The 18,203-nt window shown below is 62.2% G+C and carries 20 protein-coding genes; 6 read left to right on the top strand and 14 right to left on the bottom strand.

Features of this window, described 5'->3' with window-relative positions; all coding sequences use genetic code 11:
- Positions 1-33: 33 nt before the first annotated feature.
- Positions 34-609, top strand: coding sequence for a TetR family transcriptional regulator (locus ACFT1A_RS11360; RefSeq protein ID WP_378447068.1), 576 nt, complete (start codon positions 34-36; stop codon positions 607-609).
- Positions 610-612: 3 nt separating this feature from the next.
- Here ACFT1A_RS11360 and atzF read toward each other — a convergent pair whose 3' ends face one another.
- From atzF to ACFT1A_RS11390, 6 genes are all read right to left on the bottom strand, one after another.
- Entirely contained in the window at positions 613-2,379 is a 1,767-nt protein-coding gene (gene atzF, locus ACFT1A_RS11365) for an allophanate hydrolase (RefSeq protein WP_378447069.1), read from the bottom strand.
- A complete protein-coding gene (locus tag ACFT1A_RS11370; RefSeq protein ID WP_378447070.1) occupies positions 2,339-3,040 on the bottom strand; it encodes a GntR family transcriptional regulator in 702 nt (233 codons plus the stop codon). The genes atzF and ACFT1A_RS11370 overlap by 41 nt, the downstream gene beginning before the upstream one ends.
- Positions 3,041-3,115: 75 nt before the next feature.
- Positions 3,116-3,649, bottom strand: a complete 534-nt coding sequence (locus tag ACFT1A_RS11375; RefSeq protein WP_378447071.1) for a carboxymuconolactone decarboxylase family protein — start codon at positions 3,647-3,649, stop codon at positions 3,116-3,118.
- Complete coding sequence (locus tag ACFT1A_RS11380; protein WP_378447072.1) at positions 3,646-4,452, bottom strand: SDR family NAD(P)-dependent oxidoreductase; 807 nt, start codon at positions 4,450-4,452, stop codon at positions 3,646-3,648. Before ACFT1A_RS11380 ends, ACFT1A_RS11375 begins: the two co-directional genes overlap by 4 nt.
- A 96-nt stretch (positions 4,453-4,548) precedes the next feature.
- Positions 4,549-5,802, bottom strand: a complete 1,254-nt coding sequence (locus tag ACFT1A_RS11385) for an MFS transporter (protein ID WP_378447073.1) — start codon at positions 5,800-5,802, stop codon at positions 4,549-4,551.
- A 9-nt stretch (positions 5,803-5,811) separates the two neighbouring features.
- Positions 5,812-6,801, bottom strand: coding sequence for an LLM class flavin-dependent oxidoreductase (locus tag ACFT1A_RS11390; RefSeq protein ID WP_039973481.1), 990 nt, complete (start codon positions 6,799-6,801; stop codon positions 5,812-5,814).
- Positions 6,802-7,028: 227 nt separating this feature from the next.
- Here ACFT1A_RS11390 and ACFT1A_RS11395 point away from each other — a divergent pair, with 227 nt between their 5' ends.
- Genes ACFT1A_RS11395 through ACFT1A_RS11405 form a run of 3 tightly spaced genes read left to right on the top strand, consistent with a single transcriptional unit; the run spans position 7,029 to position 8,899 of the window.
- Complete coding sequence (locus ACFT1A_RS11395; RefSeq protein WP_378447074.1) at positions 7,029-7,658, top strand: SipW-dependent-type signal peptide-containing protein; 630 nt, start codon at positions 7,029-7,031, stop codon at positions 7,656-7,658.
- A gap of 22 nt (positions 7,659-7,680) precedes the next feature.
- Positions 7,681-8,283 carry a hypothetical protein gene (locus tag ACFT1A_RS11400; protein WP_378447075.1) on the top strand — a complete coding sequence of 201 codons (603 nt, stop codon included), beginning with the start codon at positions 7,681-7,683 and terminating at the stop codon, positions 8,281-8,283.
- Between the two features lie 10 nt (positions 8,284-8,293).
- Positions 8,294-8,899, top strand: coding sequence for a signal peptidase I (locus ACFT1A_RS11405; protein WP_378447076.1), 606 nt, complete (start codon positions 8,294-8,296; stop codon positions 8,897-8,899).
- Positions 8,900-9,257: 358 nt separating this feature from the next.
- Here ACFT1A_RS11405 and ACFT1A_RS11410 read toward each other — a convergent pair whose 3' ends face one another.
- The 8 genes from ACFT1A_RS11410 to urtA form a co-directional block, all read right to left on the bottom strand.
- The gene (locus ACFT1A_RS11410) at positions 9,258-9,746 is read right to left on the bottom strand and encodes a hypothetical protein (RefSeq protein ID WP_378447077.1); all 489 of its coding nucleotides are present in this window, start codon (positions 9,744-9,746) and stop codon (positions 9,258-9,260) included.
- 45 nt (positions 9,747-9,791) lie between these two features.
- On the bottom strand, positions 9,792-10,175 hold the full coding sequence (locus ACFT1A_RS11415; RefSeq protein ID WP_378447078.1) for a hypothetical protein: 384 nt from the start codon (positions 10,173-10,175) through the stop codon (positions 9,792-9,794).
- Positions 10,176-10,365: 190 nt separating this feature from the next.
- On the bottom strand, positions 10,366-11,055 hold the full coding sequence (locus ACFT1A_RS11420) for a GntR family transcriptional regulator (protein WP_378447079.1): 690 nt from the start codon (positions 11,053-11,055) through the stop codon (positions 10,366-10,368).
- Position 11,056: 1 nt separating this feature from the next.
- A complete protein-coding gene (urtE, locus tag ACFT1A_RS11425; protein WP_050656708.1) occupies positions 11,057-11,749 on the bottom strand; it encodes an urea ABC transporter ATP-binding subunit UrtE in 693 nt (230 codons plus the stop codon).
- 3 nt (positions 11,750-11,752) lie between these two features.
- Positions 11,753-12,583 (bottom strand): urea ABC transporter ATP-binding protein UrtD, encoded by an 831-nt coding sequence (gene urtD / locus ACFT1A_RS11430; protein WP_378447080.1) that lies wholly within the window; start codon positions 12,581-12,583, stop codon positions 11,753-11,755.
- Positions 12,580-13,686 carry an urea ABC transporter permease subunit UrtC gene (urtC, locus tag ACFT1A_RS11435; RefSeq protein WP_317552531.1) on the bottom strand — a complete coding sequence of 369 codons (1,107 nt, stop codon included), beginning with the start codon at positions 13,684-13,686 and terminating at the stop codon, positions 12,580-12,582. Before urtC ends, urtD begins: the two co-directional genes overlap by 4 nt.
- Complete coding sequence (gene urtB, locus ACFT1A_RS11440; protein WP_095970422.1) at positions 13,683-14,567, bottom strand: urea ABC transporter permease subunit UrtB; 885 nt, start codon at positions 14,565-14,567, stop codon at positions 13,683-13,685. Before urtB ends, urtC begins: the two co-directional genes overlap by 4 nt.
- Before the next feature lie 54 nt (positions 14,568-14,621).
- Complete coding sequence (gene urtA, locus ACFT1A_RS11445; protein ID WP_378447081.1) at positions 14,622-15,878, bottom strand: urea ABC transporter substrate-binding protein; 1,257 nt, start codon at positions 15,876-15,878, stop codon at positions 14,622-14,624.
- Positions 15,879-16,145: 267 nt separating this feature from the next.
- Here urtA and ACFT1A_RS11450 point away from each other — a divergent pair, with 267 nt between their 5' ends.
- Together ACFT1A_RS11450 and ACFT1A_RS11455 are read left to right on the top strand one after the other, a co-directional pair.
- On the top strand, positions 16,146-16,886 hold the full coding sequence (locus ACFT1A_RS11450; RefSeq protein WP_378447082.1) for a TetR/AcrR family transcriptional regulator: 741 nt from the start codon (positions 16,146-16,148) through the stop codon (positions 16,884-16,886).
- 126 nt (positions 16,887-17,012) lie between these two features.
- Positions 17,013-18,197 (top strand): ABC transporter substrate-binding protein, encoded by a 1,185-nt coding sequence (locus ACFT1A_RS11455; protein ID WP_378447083.1) that lies wholly within the window; start codon positions 17,013-17,015, stop codon positions 18,195-18,197.
- The last annotated feature ends 6 nt before the right edge of the window (positions 18,198-18,203 follow it).

Consider the following 18,203-nt stretch of genomic DNA (forward strand, 5'->3'; position numbering starts at 1 on the left):
AACGAAATAGTTCGTTCGGTTACCATCATCACTATGGCTCCCACTGATGTGACCGCGACAAAACAGCGAATCCTCGACGCCGCGCAAGAAGAATTCGGCACCTACGGGCTTGCCGGTGCGCGCATCGATCGGATTGCAAAGAACGGAAACGCCAGCAAGGAGCGCCTCTACGCCTATTTCGGCGACAAGGTCGCGTTGTTCCACGCGGTGCTCGACGTCGACTTCGAGCAGGCAATGGAGTCTGTCGAGTTCACCGGTGAAGACATGCCCGCGCATGCCGTCGAACTGTTCGACGCGATGCTCGGCAAACCGCAGATTCAACGGATGATGATCTGGGGTCAACTGCAGGGTGAGGCGCCACGGATGAAGAAGCTGGCCGAGGAACATTCCAGTTGGGTTCCGCGAATGGCCACGATCCGCAAGGCACAGGACGACGGCATCATCTCGAAGCACTGGGATCCCCAGGACTTGATCACAATGCTGTTCGGCCTCGTGTTCGGCTGGGTGGTGGCACCCGGTGTGGCGGACAACCAGAACGTCGACGCCGACGAGATTGCGCGCCGCCGTGAAGTGGTGCGCGAGGCCGTCACGCGAATCTGCAAGCCCTAGCTGTCAGCGAGCGAGGTACGCGGCCCAACCGCCGTAGCCGGTGATGTCAGCTGCGCCGTTTACGGCGTCATGGGTGCAGCTGAAACCGACAGTCGTTCTGCCGTCGGATAACTCGACGCTCGTGAGCGCCATCGGCGCAGGCAGTGCAGCGAGGAACGTTCCCAGACCTGCCGGTGAGATTCGGAAGATCTCGCCGACGACTGGCGCTCCGAGGCCAGGACCGCGGCGCACCAGGCCGGGCTTCGGTGGCGTCGTGTCGAGAGCGAAGAGCCGGTAGGCATCCGAGGTGGTGACCGTTTCGACGTACCGCGCACCGAGGTCGACCAACTGTGTGTTGAGGGGTTGCCCGCGCAGGTGAGCGCCGAACACTGCGAGGTCGATTCCGGTGTCCACGAGGGTAGGTGAAGGCACGCCGCCGAGTCGCGCAGCGAGGTCGATGGCGATCTGGTCGTCGAACGCGGGTACGACGAACATGACGCCGAACGGGTGGTCTTCGGCAGTGCGGTGCCCGGGCGCCGCGACGGCTGCCATGTCGAGCAGGTTGCAGAAGTTTGTGAAAGTTCCCATCCGGCGGTTGATTCCGATCGGATCCTCGGTCACTGCGGCGATGGTCGGATGTTCGGTGGTGGTCGGAAGCAGTAGGGCGTCGAACCCGGCGAGGAGTGCCCGTGCAGCGGCCTTGGCACGGGTGAGCGCATCGAGATCGTCGACCAACTGGTACCCGGCGGGGTGCTTCGCGCCGAGCACGATGTCGGACACCGCGGGATCGGCTCCGGCAGGGCGAGTTTCGAGGAACTCGCCGGCCGCTGCATATCGCTGCGCCACCACGGCGCCGTCGTAGAGCAATCGGGCCGCATCGAGCAGTTCGGAGATGTCGATCGTCTCGGTGTCGGCGCCGCCTGCTACCAGGGCTGCCACGGTGTCCTGGAACGCTGCCAGGTACGACGGGCTCAGTTGTGCCAGATCCTCGATTCGGGGCACGGCGACACGGGGATTCGGCGCTGCCGCGAGACGAACATCCGAAGGCCAGACTCTGCTGCGGGGATCACGCGATTCGTGGCCGACCATGATTGCCGCTGCCGCGGTTGCCGATTCGAGGTCGCCGGCGAACACGGTCAAAGCGTCATAGTCGACGCAGGCGGGTACGACTCCGTGGACGGGGATGACGCCGAGCGAGAGCTTGAGTCCGTAGATCCCGTGGAACGCTGCCGGGACTCGGCCGGAACCGGCAGTGTCGGTGCCGATTCCGATGTCCACGATTCCCAGTGCGACGGCGACGGCGGATCCGGAACTACTACCGCCCGAGATCAACTCTTCGTTCCAGGCGCAGCGAACCGCGCCGTAAGGGCTCCGCGTTCCGACCAGTCCGGTGGCGAACTGGTCGAGGTTGGTCTTCCCCAGAACAACAGCGCCGCGCTCGATCAACCGCGTCACGGCACTGGCTGTTTCATCCGGCGCATACGCGAATTCGGGGCACGCCGCTGTGGTCGGCAGACCGGCGACGTCGACGTTGTCCTTGACGGCGACCAGACGCCCGGCCAGGGGAAGCTGTTCGCCTGCGGCGAGTCTGGCCTCGACCGAGGCGGCGTCGGCAAGCACATCGTCCTTGCTGCGCAACGTGATCCAGACTTCGGGGCGATCGACCTCCTCGATCCGGTGGAAAGCCTGCTCGACCCGGGCAGTCGGGGTGAAAACTTCTGCTGCGACGGTCATGTGTGTACTGCTCCGATCAGTCCGTGATGTGGGCGAGTGAGAGCGCGGTGATCGCACGGGTCACCCGGTCGAGAACGACGTCGAGAGACTCGCCGATGTGTTGGTGCAAAAGCGTGCGGGCCTCGGGCAAGTTGCCGGCAAGTAGTTCTTCGAGGATGCGAATGTGCTCCGCGATCGAGGTGTCGATGCGGCCGTTGACCATGAAGTCGTACATCCGAACGTGCCGGATACGGGAGTTCACGGACAGCAGTGACGCGACCAGTTCGTTGTTGCCCGACGCCCTCAGCACAGCGACGTGGAACTCCTCGTCCAGTTCGACGAACCCCGGCTCCTGAGCCGGTGGATCGAGAGCAAGGGCACGCCACCGCGCCAACTCGTCGTCGAGAATTGTTCGGTCGTGCCGGATCGTCGAATCCGCGATCGCCCGGGTAATTCCTTGCAGTTCCAAAGTGATTCGGAGTTCGTACAGATCTCGGATCCGCGGAATGCTCGGGCGCACGGCGGAGAACCCGTACTCTTCCCGGCGCAGGAGTCCATCGGCACACAGCATCGTCAGCGCCTCCCGTACCGGAGTACGAGAGATACCGAAACGCGTGGAGAGCTTCGGTTCCGTCAGGCGCTGATCGAACCCGATGGTCCCGTTGACCAGTTCGGTCCGTAGTTCCCGGTAGACCACCTCACGTAGTGGCTCCGGAGCCGTATTCATCCCTGTCGACATACCTGTATACGCTATTGATCAGGTGTTTCGTCCAGGTGTCTTCGGGTTAGAGCTGAGTTACGGCCGCCGCGAACTTCAGGAGAAGTCGCGCTGAACCCGCAAGGTTCCGATCGTGGTGGCCAGGCCGTCGTACTGGGTAACCAGCAAGGTGAATTCGATTAACCGACGATCGTCGAGATGCTGTGAAAGCGTTCCCCACGTGGTGTCGGTGACGTCCTTGGTGGCGACCAGCTCGTCGACCGCAGTCAAGATCGCACGGTGACGCGGACTCAACTCGGAAGCGCCAGGTCCCTCGATGATTCGGGCCAGTTCTTCTGCGTCGATTCCGGCTTTGCGGCCGAGCCTTATGTGGTGATCCATCTCGTAACCGCAGTCCCGCAGGTGCGCGACTCGCAGGATGATCAGTTCGGTGTCGTGCCGAGAGATCTTGCCGCCGGGCATGAGTGAGCCGGAGTAGTGCAGCCAACCGCGGAAGAGTCCGCCCGTGCGCCCCAATGTGCTGAACAGATGCGCATCGGGTGCTCCGGCAGCCTTCGACAGGACACGCCAGATTCCCCAGTTGATCGGACCGAGGTCCTTGAATCGGCCGGGCGGGATACGGGGGTTCATGCGACTCCACGGATATGAGAGGGACGGAGGTCGATAGCTCGTTGCGCGATGTGGCGAACCGCTGCGCTGCGACGGGGTGCATGTACGCGCGACTTTCGGCCGACGATACCGCGCTCGAACGCGTCGACGGCGTCAGCGACGGTCGTTGTGCCGGCGCTGGCGAGAGTTCCGCGTGCTCCGTCGAACGACAAAGCGGTGGTGTCGGTGTCGATGTCGCCGATGTACGCGACGCCCACCTTGGTGCCGAGGTGTTTCATCTCCAGGCGCAATGCGTCTCCCAAGGCTTCGACGCCGGCGCGCGAAGCACGAAGCGGTCCGCGAAACGGGTGCTTGGCGGCGCCGTGGGCGGATGCGACCACCAGGGCGTAACCGTTTTCGTGACTGATATGCGGACCGGCTGCGCGCAGGGTGTAGTACGTGCCCATGAGATTGACTTCGACGGCGCGGCGCATGTCCGCAGGGTCGCCGCCGAGGATCGAGGAGTTCGCCTCGACGCCGGCATTGGCGACGACGACGTCGATGCCGCCCAGCTTCTCGGCTATGTAGTCGACGCCGCGAGATACCTGCGCGAGGTCGGCGACATCGCACAACTGCCAGGGCGCGCGGCCGCAGGAGGTGGCGACTTGTTCGAGAAGTTCCGGCTCGAGTCCGAGGAGCCCGACGGATGCACCGCGGTCGTAGAGGCGTCTGGCCAGCGAAGAACCGATATTGCGGGCGGCGCCGGTGATCAAGATGCGCCGACCCGTCAGGTCGTCCGCACTGCTCTTGGCCAATTCGGCCTTGCCCGCCTCGCTCTTGCCCATTGCTGTGTCCCTACGCAGTTACTTTCTGGTCCTCCGACGCTAACACCGCCGGGTAGCTGCGACTGCAAGTACCGCCAACTCTGTCCGAATGGACGCTCAGACCGATGCGGCTTCGAGACGAGGATGTGACGCGGAAGCCTGTGTCGACCGCAATCGGCGGAATCGGACCACGGCAACGACGGCGGCAACAGCGGCGAGGATCACCAACGGCAGTGACGGGCCCATCGTGGGTTCGATGACGACCAGCAGCACCGGTAGTCCGAATCCGAGATAGGTGCCGACGTAGAAGATCCCGGTCAACGCGCCCCGCGAGGCTGGGGGAGCCAGCGACTCGAGATCGAGCAGGCCTTCACGCAGGCACAGTCCGTAGGCCGTACCGAGGACGAGCGCGCAGACGATGAACAACCCGAGCGCGGGGTGTGCACCGCCGACCGCGACAAGAAGGTATCCGAGTGCCGCCAGTGCGGCGCCGACCGTGCCGGCCTGGGGACCCCAATTGCGATGGCGCGCAGCGGTTTGAACCAGGATTCCAGCACCCAGGGTCAGCGCCGCCGCGAACCCCGGAAGGAGCGGCCCGGAGTAGCGGTCACCGAGCCTGGCCGTCATGGTCACGAAAGAGACTGTTGCGCTGGCGAACACCCACGGAGCCAACGGAAGTGCCCAGAACAGAGCAGATGCGACGGAGCGCTCCGCGCCGTCTGGTGCAGATGCGACGGAGCGCTCCGCGCCGTCTGGCGCATTTGCGACGGAGCGCTCCGCGCCGTCTGGGACGGGTGTGATGGTCGCGGCTTCTACGGGAACAGGTGTACGACTCCACACAGCCGCCGCGGCAACCGAACCCACCGACAAGACGGCCGAGACGATAAAGGGCGTGGCGAGTGGGAAGGCGGCAAATTCCGCCAACAGACCCGAAAACAGCGGTCCCAGTGCAAAACCCGAGGTAAGTACGACGCCCGCCATGACGGTGCCGGACTTGCCACGAAGGTCGGCCGCCCACGCGGTACCGGCGCCGATCGCCAGACCGGCACCGACGCCGACGACAAGGCGTCCGACCATGAGTCCCGGCGCGTCGTGCCAGAGAAGAAGAATCAAGGTTCCGAGCGAGGCTATGAGCGCTCCGGGCAGGACAACGACAGCTCGACCGACGCGGTCCGACACAGCTCCACCGGTCAACAGGCCGGGCAGCAGCCCGAGCGCGTAGATGCCGAAAACACCGTCGAGCACGGTGTGCGAGAGGCCCTCGTCCACCCGGAGAACCGGGATGAGCGAGGCAAAGTGGTTGGCGGCCCAACCCGTCGAAAGCAGAACGGCCAGTACCGAGATGAACCCGCGACGGGAAGGATCGCCCATACCGGCAGCTTAGGCGGGCACCAGATCGCTCACGTCGGCGAGGAGTTCGAACGTGCGCAACCATGCCTCGCGGTTGGTGCCGGTCGACACCGTGATCAGCTCGTCGGCCTGCGCATGCTCGGTGAACTCGTCGAGGTAGGCGCGGACCTCCGTAGGCGTGCCGATGGCGCTGTACTTGGTCATCTGCAGAACCTGCTGACCGGCGGGGGAGTCGAGCAGCATGTCCGCCTCGTCGTCCGTGAACTTGCGTCCACGTCCGAGAAGGAGGCTGACGCGCGAACGCTTGGCAGCGAGGAAGTCCTGCTGAGCTTGCTCATGCGTGTCGGCGGCGATGACGTTGACGCCGGCGATGACGTACGGCTCTGCCAACTGCTCCGACGGCTTGAACTCGCGGCGGTAGATCGCAACGGCATCGCGCAGGGCGTTGGGGGCGAAGTGCGAGGCAAATGCATACGGCAGGCCGAGCATCGCGGCGAGCTTGGCGCCGAACAGTGACGATCCGAGAATGTAGAGCGGAACGTGAGTGCCCTTGCCGGGAACGGCGTTGATTCCGGGGACGCGTGAGGTGTCGCCGAGGTAGCCCTGAAGCTCGAGTACGTCCTGCGGGAAGCTGTCCGAAGAACTCGGGTCGCGTCGCAAAGCCTGCATCGTCTTCTGATCACTACCGGGTGCGCGGCCGAGCCCGAGATCGATACGACCCGGGTGCAGAGTCTCGAGGGTGCCGAACTGCTCGGCGATCGTCAGCGGCGCGTGGTTGGGGAGCATGATCCCACCGGCGCCGAGGCGGATTTTGCTGGTGTGCGCGGCGACGTGGCTGATCAGAACACTCGTAGCCGAAGACGCGATGGAACCCATGTTGTGGTGCTCGGCGTACCAGATTCGCTTGTAGCCCCACTCCTCGGCACGCTGCGCCAAGGTCACGCTGGCGTCGAAGCTGTCTTTGGCGGTTTCGTTGTCGCCGATGTGGGCGAGATCGAGAATGGAAAGTGGGACGGCCATGAATGTGGTGCCTTTCTCAGCGAATAGAACGCAAGTGTCGTTGGAAGGTGCAACCATCTGGCCGGCTTTCCTATTTCCGCCTGGTCAGCGCCCACGTAAGGCGGCGAGGCGGAGAAGGCGTGAAGTCTTTGTCTCGATTTCGGTCATTTCGGATATTTCGGGTGAAATTGGGGGCTAGATTTCCCGAATCGGAGGTTCTTTCGCATTCCAAGTGAATCGAGACCAGCATGGCCACTGATCGGAAGGCTGTAAACAAGCGCAAAGTACGTGCGTTACTAGCCGGAGGACTTGTCCTCGGTATCGGCGCCGCCGTCACCTTGGCGGCGTGGACAGATAACGTTTTCGGCGACGCACAGTTCAAGACCGGAACTTGGAATCTCCAGGGCAGTTTCGACGGGCAGACCTCCTGGGGTGAGTATCAAGTCGACGCTTCCGCCGGCCACTTCCAATTCAGCACGGGATTCAACACACTCTCACCCGGAACGACGGTATATGCGCCGGTAGCGCTACGGATCGGTCCCACGGCCAGCACTTTCGGCGCGACGGTACAACTACTCGGTGCGACGGGCGGTGATGCCGATCTCAAACCCGCCCTGCGGTACTCGGTGTATCGAGGTGTCTCCTCGACGACCTGCACGGCGGCGGGAATTGGAGCAGGCACAGCATGGGTGGGCACGACAGCTAGTCCGGTGGCCTTGACGGCAGGTTCGGGTTCGGATGTCACCCTGCTAGGCACGGGTGTGCCGGTAGAACTGTGCTTCGCGGTCACGCTGCCTGCCGGAGTCGACCCTTCGATCGTGTCGGGCAAGGACACCGGGCGCTTGCTCTGGCAGTTCACCGGCCAGTCCACCCCCTGACGCCTGCGTGGTCACACGGCGAATGCGTCAGGTGTACGCACTAGCGGCCTCGGGGATCGTCCTGGGTATCGGTGTAAGCACCGTGGCTGCCAGTTGGGTGGACAGCACGATGGGCGATGCATCGTTTCGCACTGGGACATTCGGAATCGAGTCGAACGTCGGCGGTGGATGGTCGTCGCATTCATCCAGTGCCCCTGGCGTTTTCACGTATACACCCTCGGCGCTCCTGATTCGCCCCGGTGCGCTCTCGTACGGCCCGGTCTCTCTTCGAACGGTGCCGGTCTCGCCGGCAGCATCTGTCACTCTGCAGTCGGCGACGGTTGCCGGAGACTCCACGCTGGCGTCGGCGCTGCGGTATCGGGTGGTCAAGTCGACCACCTGTGATTCATCGGCATTCTCCACGGGAACACCGCAATTCGTGGTGGGAAGTGCGTCGGTGTTTCCTCCGCTCTCAATTGGTTCCGCAGTCGGGGCCATCGCGTTACCGACCGGTGGAGCGTCGCCGGGGGGAGCGGTGGCGCTGTGCTTCGAGATTTCGCTGCCCGGAACCTCGGCCAATTGGAGCAACTCGGCGCTGATCGGCAAAACGGCAACTCCCACTTGGCAGTTCAGTGCAACACCCTGAAGGAGCTGCAATGCCAATACGTGCCCGGACAACACATGCCCGGACGAAGAAGCGTTCGGTCCCGACGATCATCGGGGACTGCATCCTTCAGGTTCTCGCTGCCGGTGGGGTCGTTTGTATCGCTTTGGTGATCTGTGCCTTCGCCTTCGACATCACACTGATCATGTTCAAGACGGGCTCGATGTCGCCGACCATTCCGACGGGTTCGCTCGCCGTAGTGCGTGAAGTACCTGCGGGTTCCGTCGAGGTTGGCGACGTCGTCACCGTCGATCGGGGCAGCTCCGAACTGCCGGTGACGCACCGCGTCGTTTCCGCTCGTACCCAGGACAACGGCATCACGATTCTCGATCTCAAGGGTGATGCCAACGCCACGGCTGATCCCGCGGTATACGAGGTCACCACAGTTCGGAAAGTGCTCTGGCACATTCCGGGATTGGCGCGGGTGATCGTCTACTTCTCGAATCCTCTTGTTCTGGGGGCGATCACGCTGACAATGGCGGCCTTGGTGGTCGCGGTATTCTGGCCGCGCAATACCGATGACGACGATTCTGACTCGACCGACCCGAAAACCGAACCCATTCAGGTTCTTCTCCCGCCGGACGGCGGTAGGCAATGAAGCGTCGCCACCTGTTCTCAGTCATCGTATTGGCAGTTGCGGTTGTTCTGGGCTCCGGTTTCTCGTCTCACCCACTGCTCGGAGAGACCGAAGCGGCGTGGACAGACTCCGAGTACGTGACAGGCCCGATTTCCACCGGTTCATGGACGACGAGTGGGTACGGCAGATCGACGTCGGGCAAAGGAACGGCGACCGGCGGATTGATAACTCTGGGAGGAAATCTCGGCGGTTCGTTGATCGAACATCCGACCTTGCAAACTCAACTGTCGCCGGGCAAAACCACGGGGACCGTTTCGTTGGCGGACAACTCCGGTGTACTGCTGGGGTTGCCCGCACTCAGCCGCACGGGTAGCGCCGTTCAGTGCGCCGCGTATCTCGTAGGAGCGTCGGCATCGACCCCATGTGGGGTGGCCGGGTCGGATGCGGACGCGGAAACTACCTCTACGTTGGGCCTGCAATTGAATCTGCTTTCGGTACTGGGGATCACGTTGATACCGGCGGACGCGATCACGAGCACGAGCGTCAAGACAAACGCGCGCTGTGCGAGTACGTCGGCGGCTACTGACCAGCCGACAGGAACCGTGAAAGTCGGCGGCGCCACCGTTGCCATCCCAGCAGTGGGTGCAAACGGTTCGGCCACGTCGACGTCGCCGACTACTGCGACCTTCGTGATGGCGAATGTCCCATTGCTCGCGCGGGTGGAAGCGCGCTTCTCGAACATCAAGGTCACCAGCACCCGAGCGGCTTCCGGTTCCGCGCCTGTTGTTGCTTCCTCCGCTGTTTCGGTGAGCTTCACTGTTGAGGCCGTAACCGTCGCATTGTCGATCTTGGGTGAAGGACTGGTCACAGTCATCCTCGGATCGACGAACATATCCGTCAATCTGTCGGCCGCTCAGTGCGGACTCGACTCCTCACCCCCGGTGACGCCCTTGAGCCTTGTCACCGGACAGGCAGCGCGAGTCGCCGAGCCCACATCGACAACATCGACAGCTGTTCCCGTGACCACCACGCCGACTACGGGAACGACGACGCCTGAACCTACAGCGGCCACCACCGCCACAACCACCACCGCCACAACCACCACCGCCACCGCCACAACCACCGCGGCAACAGCCACCACGCTGCAGACAAGTCCACCGCTCACCACAACACCCGTCACCACAACGACTGGCACACAAACCACGAGTACGCCGGCGCCGGCAGATCCAACCGGGACGGAAATCCACGGCCCTGGCGATTCGAGTATCTCCGCCTTCACTACGGATGACGGACTCACCTGTGAGGTTGCGACTGATGTGGACTACGCGGGCGAAGTTGCCGTCGAATGTTCTGATGGCACAACGGGTACTGTCCCAGGCTCTGAGCTCGGTCCGAAGCCAACCGTACCGGGGGAGTATCTGCTGATCCCGCTGACGAGAGACCACGTCACCGAAGTCGTTACCCTCGAGTCGGCGACACGAACCTGATCAATTCCGCACGGCATTGGCCATAGCGGCCAACGAGAGGGCTTGGCGGGCGCGGTCGAGGACGACCGTGCGAGAGATGTCGATGTGCGATACCAGTGCCTCGTGCGCCTGCGGAATCTTGCCGTCCAGAACCAGTTCGACGACGGAGATATGTTCCTCCACGGTGGCCTTCATACGGTCGGGAGTCAGGTAGTCGAACATCCGCACGGGGCGCAGCTTCGAGTTGACGGCCTGAAGAGCGTCGACCAGTGCGTGGTTGCCGGACGAGGCGAGGAGCGCAATGTGAAACTCCTCGTCGAGGGTCACGAAACCCGCGTCCGGCGACGGCATCTGTTTGCGAAACGCGTACCACCGGTCCAGTTCGGAACCGAGCGCGTCTTTGTCATGGACGGGGGCTTCACCGTCGAGTACCCGCCGAAGCCCGTGCACCTCGAGGAGTACGCGCAGCTCGTAGAGGCCACCCAACTCGTCGAGGTGCGGCCGGTACGGAAAGAGGCCGTGTTCGTCGCGTTCGACGAGCCCGTCGGATTCCAACTTTGCGAGCGCCTCGCGGACCGGTGTTCGCGAGACGCCGTAGAGATGAGCCAACCGTTCCTCACCGAGTCGTTCGGATGGCGCGATCTGACCGGACATCAGATCGTTCCGGATCGAGCGGTAGACCTGCTCGCGCAGCGGCGGCCGCACACTCATGTCAGATTGCCATCGCTCGACGAACCGCGTCGGTGGACGTGGTGCCGCCCTCACCGGTCGAGGTCACGTGTCCGGCCGCGAGAATGCTGTAATGCTGCGCAGATTGGAGCGCGAAACCGATGTGTTGCTCCACGAGGAGGACACCGAGATCGCCTCGCTCGGTGAGTTCCATGACGGTCCTTTCGATTTCGGCGACCACGTTGGGCTGAATGCCCTCGGTCGGCTCGTCCAGGATGAGGATCTTGGGTTCGGTGATCAGTGCGCGAGCGATGGCAAGCTGCTGTCGCTGCCCACCGGAGAGAAGCCCGGCCCGTCGATCGAGCAGCGTGGTGAGTGCCGGAAACAGATCCAATGCCTCTGCGATGAGCGCTTTTCCGCGTTTGCGCCCGTCGGCGACCACTCGAAGATTCTCGGCAGTTGTCAGTTGTCCGAACGACTGCTGACCCTGGGGTACATAGGCAAGTCCGCGAGCGACACGGGCGCTGGGCCGCAGGCCGGTGATGTCCTCACCGTTCAGAAGTACCTTTCCGCGTGTGGGTTTGATCAGTCCGACGGCGGCGCGCAGCAAGGTGGTTTTGCCCGCACCGTTGTGACCCATGACTGCCGCAACCCCGTCGCTGGGAACCAGTAGGGAAACGCCGTGGATCACTTCGGTACGTCCGTAGCCGGCGCGGATGTCGACGAGTTCGAGCATGATTCAGTCCTCCGGGGTCGGTTCGGTGTCGGCGCCGAGATCGGTTCCGGCAGCGGCTGTGCCGAGATAGACCTCTTGCACCTTGGGGTCGGCTTGGACCTCGGCCACGGTCCCTTCGGCGAGCACTTTCCCAGCGGCGAGCACCGTGACGGACGTGGCGAAGGATCGCATGAAGTCCATGTCGTGCTCGACGACGACGACGGTTCGCGCACCGCCGATGCGCCGCAGAAGGTTCCCGGTCTCCTCGCGCTCCTCGAGGCTCATACCTGCGACGGGCTCGTCGAGCAGAAGTACGGAACAGTTCTGTACCAACAACATTCCGATTTCGAGCCACTGCTTCTGGCCGTGTGCGAGAATGCCCGCGGGAGTGTCCCTGAGGTGCTCCAAACCGGTTGTCTCCAGTGCCTCTTCGATCTCGGGAAGCACACCTTTGCGTTTTCTGAGCAGGTTCCACGGTGATCGGCCGGCTCCGGCCGCGATGTCGAGGTTCTGCAGCACCGAGAGCTCTTCGAAGACGCTTGCCGTCTGGAAGGTTCGCCCGACCCCGAGACGGGCGATCTTGTGAACTTTCTTGCCGAGCAGTTGCTCGCCGGACTTCGTGATGGAACCGGTAGCGGGAACCAGCCCGGTGATGGCATCGACCAGCGTTGTCTTTCCAGCTCCGTTCGGACCGATCAGAAACCTCAGATCGCCCTGCATGAGGGTCAAGTCGACGCCGTCAACTGCTTTGAAACCGTCGAAGCTGACCGAAAGGTTCCGTACTTCGAGGTACTCGGACGACATTCCGGCGTTGCCGCCCAGTGCCGGCTCGGTGGTGGCGGTTGTGTTGGTCATGACGACACCTCGACTGGTTCGGGTTGGGAGACCTTGACCGGCGGGCCGATCGGTGTCTCACGCTTCTTGCGGTGGCGCATCAGAGCGAACAATCCGGCCACACCTGCCGGGAAGAATCCGACTACGACGATGAACATCAGCCCTTGCGCGTAGATCCATCCCGATGGGAGTTTTTCCGAGAATGTCGACTGCGCCCATGCGACGCCGATCGCACCCAGTACCGGACCCAGAAGCGTGGCGCGGCCGCCGATCGCAACTCCGATGAGGAAGGCGATGGACGGCACGATCCCGACGTCGGCGGGGGAGATGATGCCCACGATCGGAACGAAGAGCGCGCCGGCGATACCGGCGAGGAACGCCGCGGTCACGTAGGCGACCAGTTTGATGTTCGCCGGATCGTATCCGAGGAAACGCACGCGCTCCTCTTGATCGCGGACCGCGACGAGCAGTTCGCCGTATCGGGAGTTCATCAGCTGGCGAATCAGAGCTACCGACGCGAGAAGAACTCCGGCGGCGATGAAGAACAACATCTGCTTGTTCGCCGGATCATTGAGGTTGAAACCGAAGAACGTGCGAAAGCGGTTGAGGCCGTTGCTGCCACCGATCGATTGTTGTCCGATCAAGAGGATCGCAAAAGCTGCGGCGAGTGCTTGCGAGAGGATCGCGAAGTACGCGCCCTTGACCCTCCGCTTGAACACACCGAGTCCGAGGAGAAAGGCAACAGCGGCCGGCAGGAAAAGGATGGCGAAGATCGCCACGAATGGCGAGGCGAACGGTTGCCAGTATCCCGGCAGTTCGGTCTTGCCGGCGATGGACATGAAGTCCGGGACCGCGTCGCCCTTGAGTTCGGCATCGGCGATCTTGAGGTGCATCGCCATCACGTATGCGCCGATTCCGAAGAACACGCCCTGGCCGAGCGTGAGCATTCCGCCTCTGCCCCAAGCCAAACCGATGCCGACAGCGACTATGGCGAAGCACAGGAATTTGGCCAACAGTGACAGCCTGAAGTCCGAGAGTACAGCCGGAGCGATGGCGAACAGCACGATCGCGGCGAGTGCAAAACCGCCCCACACCCGAATTCGGGAATTGTTCAGGATGCTCATACGAGGCTCCTCGTCTTGACTGCGAACAGGCCCTGTGGCCGGACTTGAAGGAAGACGACGATGATGACGAACACGATCACCTTCGCGATCGACGCCGTCGTCGAGTACTCGATGAACGAGTTCAAGATGCCGAGGGCGAAGGCTGCGATCACAGCTCCCTTCATCTGACCGAGGCCGCCGACGACAACAACCAGGAAGGCGTCGATCAGATAGGACTGGCCGATGGTCGGACTGGTGGAACCGATGAGCGTCAACGCGACACCCGCTACGCCGGCGAGCCCGGATCCGAGGAAGAAGGTCGTGATGTCCGTACGACGAGAAGAGATTCCGCTCGTCTCGGCCAGATCGCGATTCTGTACGACGGCGCGGATGCGTCTACCCATCGACGACTGCTTCAGCGCGACCGAAAGCGCGATCACCGCAGCGATCGCCAATACCAAAATGAAGATGCGGGTCTTCGGGACCACGGCGCCGAAGATGTCGACCCCACCCGAAAGCCAAGTCGGTGCCGAAACGTTGACTGCCGGCGCCCCGAAGATGTCTCGTGCCAACTGCTGAAGGATCAATCCGACGCCGAACGTCACCAACAGGGTGTCGAGGGGTCGGTGGTACATCCGCGATACCAGGACCACTTCGAGCACGACACCCATCAGTCCGCCGACGACAAAACCGACGAGCAGAGAAATGATCAACGATCCCGTTGCATTCGAGATCACCTGCTGCACTACGTATGCGGTGTAAGAGCCGGCCATGATGAACTCGCCGTGTGCCATGTTGATGACACCCATCTGCCCGAACGTGAGAGACAATCCCAACGCTGCCAACAGGAGAATCGATCCGATACTCAAACCCGTGAACAACTGTCCGATCACAACATCCATGACAGACGCTCCACCTCTCTACTCGTCGATTCCGTCAATTCCGCCTTTCCTCGATCAGCTGCCGAGTCCCTCGGCCCAGGGGTAGTTCTTCAGGTACGGATCCGGCTCGATCGGCTGTCCCGAATCCCAGACCGTGTAGATGAGTCCGTCGGAACGGATTTCGCCGATCCGAGCAGTCTTGGTGATGTGGTGATTGTCGCCGTCGATGGTGACGAGTCCTTCGGGTGCCTGGAAGGTCACACCGTCGGCGTTGTCCTGAATATCCTTGACCGCAAACGAGTTGGCCTTCTCGACGGTGTTCTTCCAGAGGTAGACGGAGGTGTATGCCGCTTCCATCGGATCGGACGTGGGCTTGTCCTGGCCGAACTTCGCCTTGTACGCCGCGACGAACTTCTTGTTCTCAGGGGAGTCGATGGTCTGGTAGTAGTTCCACGCCGTCAGCTGGCCTTCGACGTTCTGGACACCGATACCGCCGACCTCTTCTTCCGCGATGGAAACGGAGACGACAGGCATGTCGGCAGGTTTCAGACCGACATTCGAGTATTCACGGAAGAACGCGACGTTGGAATCACCGTTGAGTGTGTTGAACACGGCATCCGCGTCGGCGGTGCGCACCTTGTTCACGATGGTGGAGAAGTCGGTCGAGCCCAAAGGCGTGTAATCCTCGCCCTTGATCTCGATGCCGTTCGCTGCCGCGTACGCCTTGATGATGCGGTTAGCGGTCTGCGGGAACACGTAGTCGCTGCCGACCAGATACAGCGACTTGACGCCCTTCTCCTTCAGGTAGTCCAGAGCCGGGATGATCTGCTGGTTGGTCGTCGCACCCGTGTAGAAGATGTTCTTGGAATCTTCGAGTCCCTCGTACTGGACCGGGTAGTAGAGCAAAGAGTTGTTGTCCTCGAACACCGGCAGCATGGCCTTACGGCTCGAGGAGGTCCAGCCACCGAAAACTGCTGCGACGCAATCGCTGCTGATCAGTTTCTCGGCCTTCTCAGCGAACACCGTCGGCTCCGACGCGCCGTCCTCCGCCACGATCTGAATCTTCTTGCCCAGCACACCTCCGGAATCGTTGATCTCCTGCACCGCCAACGAGATGGAGTCGCGGACCGTCACTTCACTGATGGCCATGGTGCCCGAGAGTGAATTCAGGGAACCGACCTTGATCGTGTCCCCCGAGGTGTCGACGCACGACGCAGCCGTCGAATCTCCCGCTGCGGTGTCTGTTGCCTTGCTTCCGCAGCCGGTGAGAACCAAGCCCAGCGCGGCGAGAGCGGCCGGCGCGGCAAGGGTGCGCTTCGAGAAGGTTCGCATGTACGGGCCTTTCGTGTCGATGGCTCTGGCAGACAATGGCTCTGACAGATCTGTATCCGGGGTGCGTATACAACGCTGTATTCGTCGAGTGCACAGAGTAGGTGGAAGTTGTTGCGGTGGAATGACTGTCGGTGACAAGTGTGTGTCCGGTGTTTCCATTCGATGTCCGGGACCTCACACCGCAGGTCAGCAGGGGTGCGGTGTTAGCATCGACGAGAAATCGATCAAGCACTCGCTTGACAATCGGAACGTCGGAAGGATCTTCTCGTGCGCTCGACCCGACGGGACGAAATACTCGCTCATGCGGCCAAGCTGTTCAGCGAGCGGGGAATCGCTGCGACGACGGTGCGCGACATCGCCGACGAAGTCGGGATCCTTTCCGGGAGCCTTTATCACTACTTCGACTCCAAGGATGCGATAGCAAACGAGATCGTCGTCAGGTTCCTCGAAGATCTCAACGTCCGGTACGAGGACTCGATCGAGCCGGAAGGTTCCGCTCGCGATCGCCTGGCCACGATGGTTTCGGTGTCGTTCGCCTCTGCGGTCGATCACCCGTATGCCACCGAGGTGTATCAGGGCGAGGCCATTCTTTCGTCGCAGCCGGCCGACGCTCCCATCACGGTCCTGGTGCAGAAGGCCCACAGTTACTGGCGATCGGCCATCGCGCGCGGAATTGCCGACGGGGAGTTTCGGGAGGACATCGATCCCGAGCAGTTTCATCGGCTCCTGCGTGAATCCGTCTGGTCCACCGTCGCGCAGTATCGCCCGCAGCTTTCCGAGTTTGCCGACGATCTGCAGCGCAATCTGATCTCGGTATTCCTGGACGGCTTCGCCGCACGTTCCGGCGACGGAGAGCCGGTGGCGCGCATTGCGCGGCGCACCGCGAAGAAGGATGCGCAGACCGAATCTCCCGACTCTGAATTAGCCGAACTCCGCTCTGATGTTGATGAATTGAAGTCCGTCATTCGCGAACTCAGCTCCTCGATCCGGCACCTTCAGAAGCCGTAACACCGCAGTTCCTGCGCGTGTAGTTCGGATTTTGACTATCGGTGTGACCCAGTGCATACTTCTGTCCACAGTCGTAAATCAAGCGCTTGTTTGATTTACCAAGCAGAGTTTGGACGGGAGTTCGATGTGAGACTCGGAAAGGCGATTGCCGTCTGCGCGGCAGTGGTGCTCGGGGCGAGCGCGTGCGCATCTGCCGGTGTCATTCCCGAAGACACCATCGTCATCGGTTTGGACGAGGACTCGACCGGCCCCGGTGCGTCGTACAGCACGATCGCCGGCAAGACCGTACGGATGACCGTCGACCTGATCAACCAGGCGGGCGGAATCAACGGTAAGCAAGTCGAATTGGTTGTCGAGAACGACGAGAGCAGCCCCACCAAGACACCGTCGATCATTCGGAAGTTGGTCGATCACGGATCCAGTGCGGTCATCCTCGCCACGGGCAGCGGGTCGGTCCTGCAAGCCAAGTCGATTCTCCAGCAGTCGAAGATTCCTGCGATAGCTCCGGTCGTTCTCAGCGACGCTTTTGCCTCGGCGCCCGACAACGACTACTCGTTCATGATTCCGAACTCGTTGAAGCAGTATGCCCAGGTGTACTGCGGGGCTTTCGAGAAGATGGGGTACAAATCCCTGGGAATTCTCGGTGACGCTAGTGCGTCCATCGACGGAATCATCAAGACCCTGCGGCCGGCGCTCGAGAAATGCGCCAGAGTGACGGCAGTCGAAAAGGCGCCGGTCGATGCGGCGGACATCACCGCACAGGTGTCGCGTCTCGCGGAAACTGAACCGGACGCAATCCTGGTCGCCAGTATCGGCGGGCACTTCGAGATTCTCGCTCACAACACCCTGTCGAAAATCACCCCGCAGACGCAACGCTTCTCACTCGCTTCCATCGGAAACCAGCCTGCATCTTGGGCTTTGGCGGACCCGAAGGCGTTGAGCGGCATGGTGTACATGGGCTCACTGAGTGCGAACAACCCGAGAACCGCCGAACTGCGCAGCAAGGTGCAGGCGGTGAAGGGCCCTGATTATCAACTGACTGCCTACGACGCACAGGCGTACGACGCCGTCATGATGTTGGCCGAGGCCATCGAAATTGCCGGCGATCACCGAGATCGGACGGCCGTTCGTGATGCTCTTCAACAGGTTTCGGCACTCCCCGCCAGCTTCGGACAGGACGGACTGACACTGTCGTTCTCCCCACAGGATCACCTGGCTCCGGACAGCCTCTGCGGTTTGGTGCTCATCGAATTCGGCGAGGACAACAAACCGGCCGATCCGTGGGATTCCTACCAACCCCCGTGCGGATAACCGAGG

Source organism: Rhodococcus sp. NPDC057135 (assembly GCF_042670865.1).
Classification (GTDB): Bacteria; Actinomycetota; Actinomycetes; order Mycobacteriales; family Mycobacteriaceae; genus Rhodococcus_F.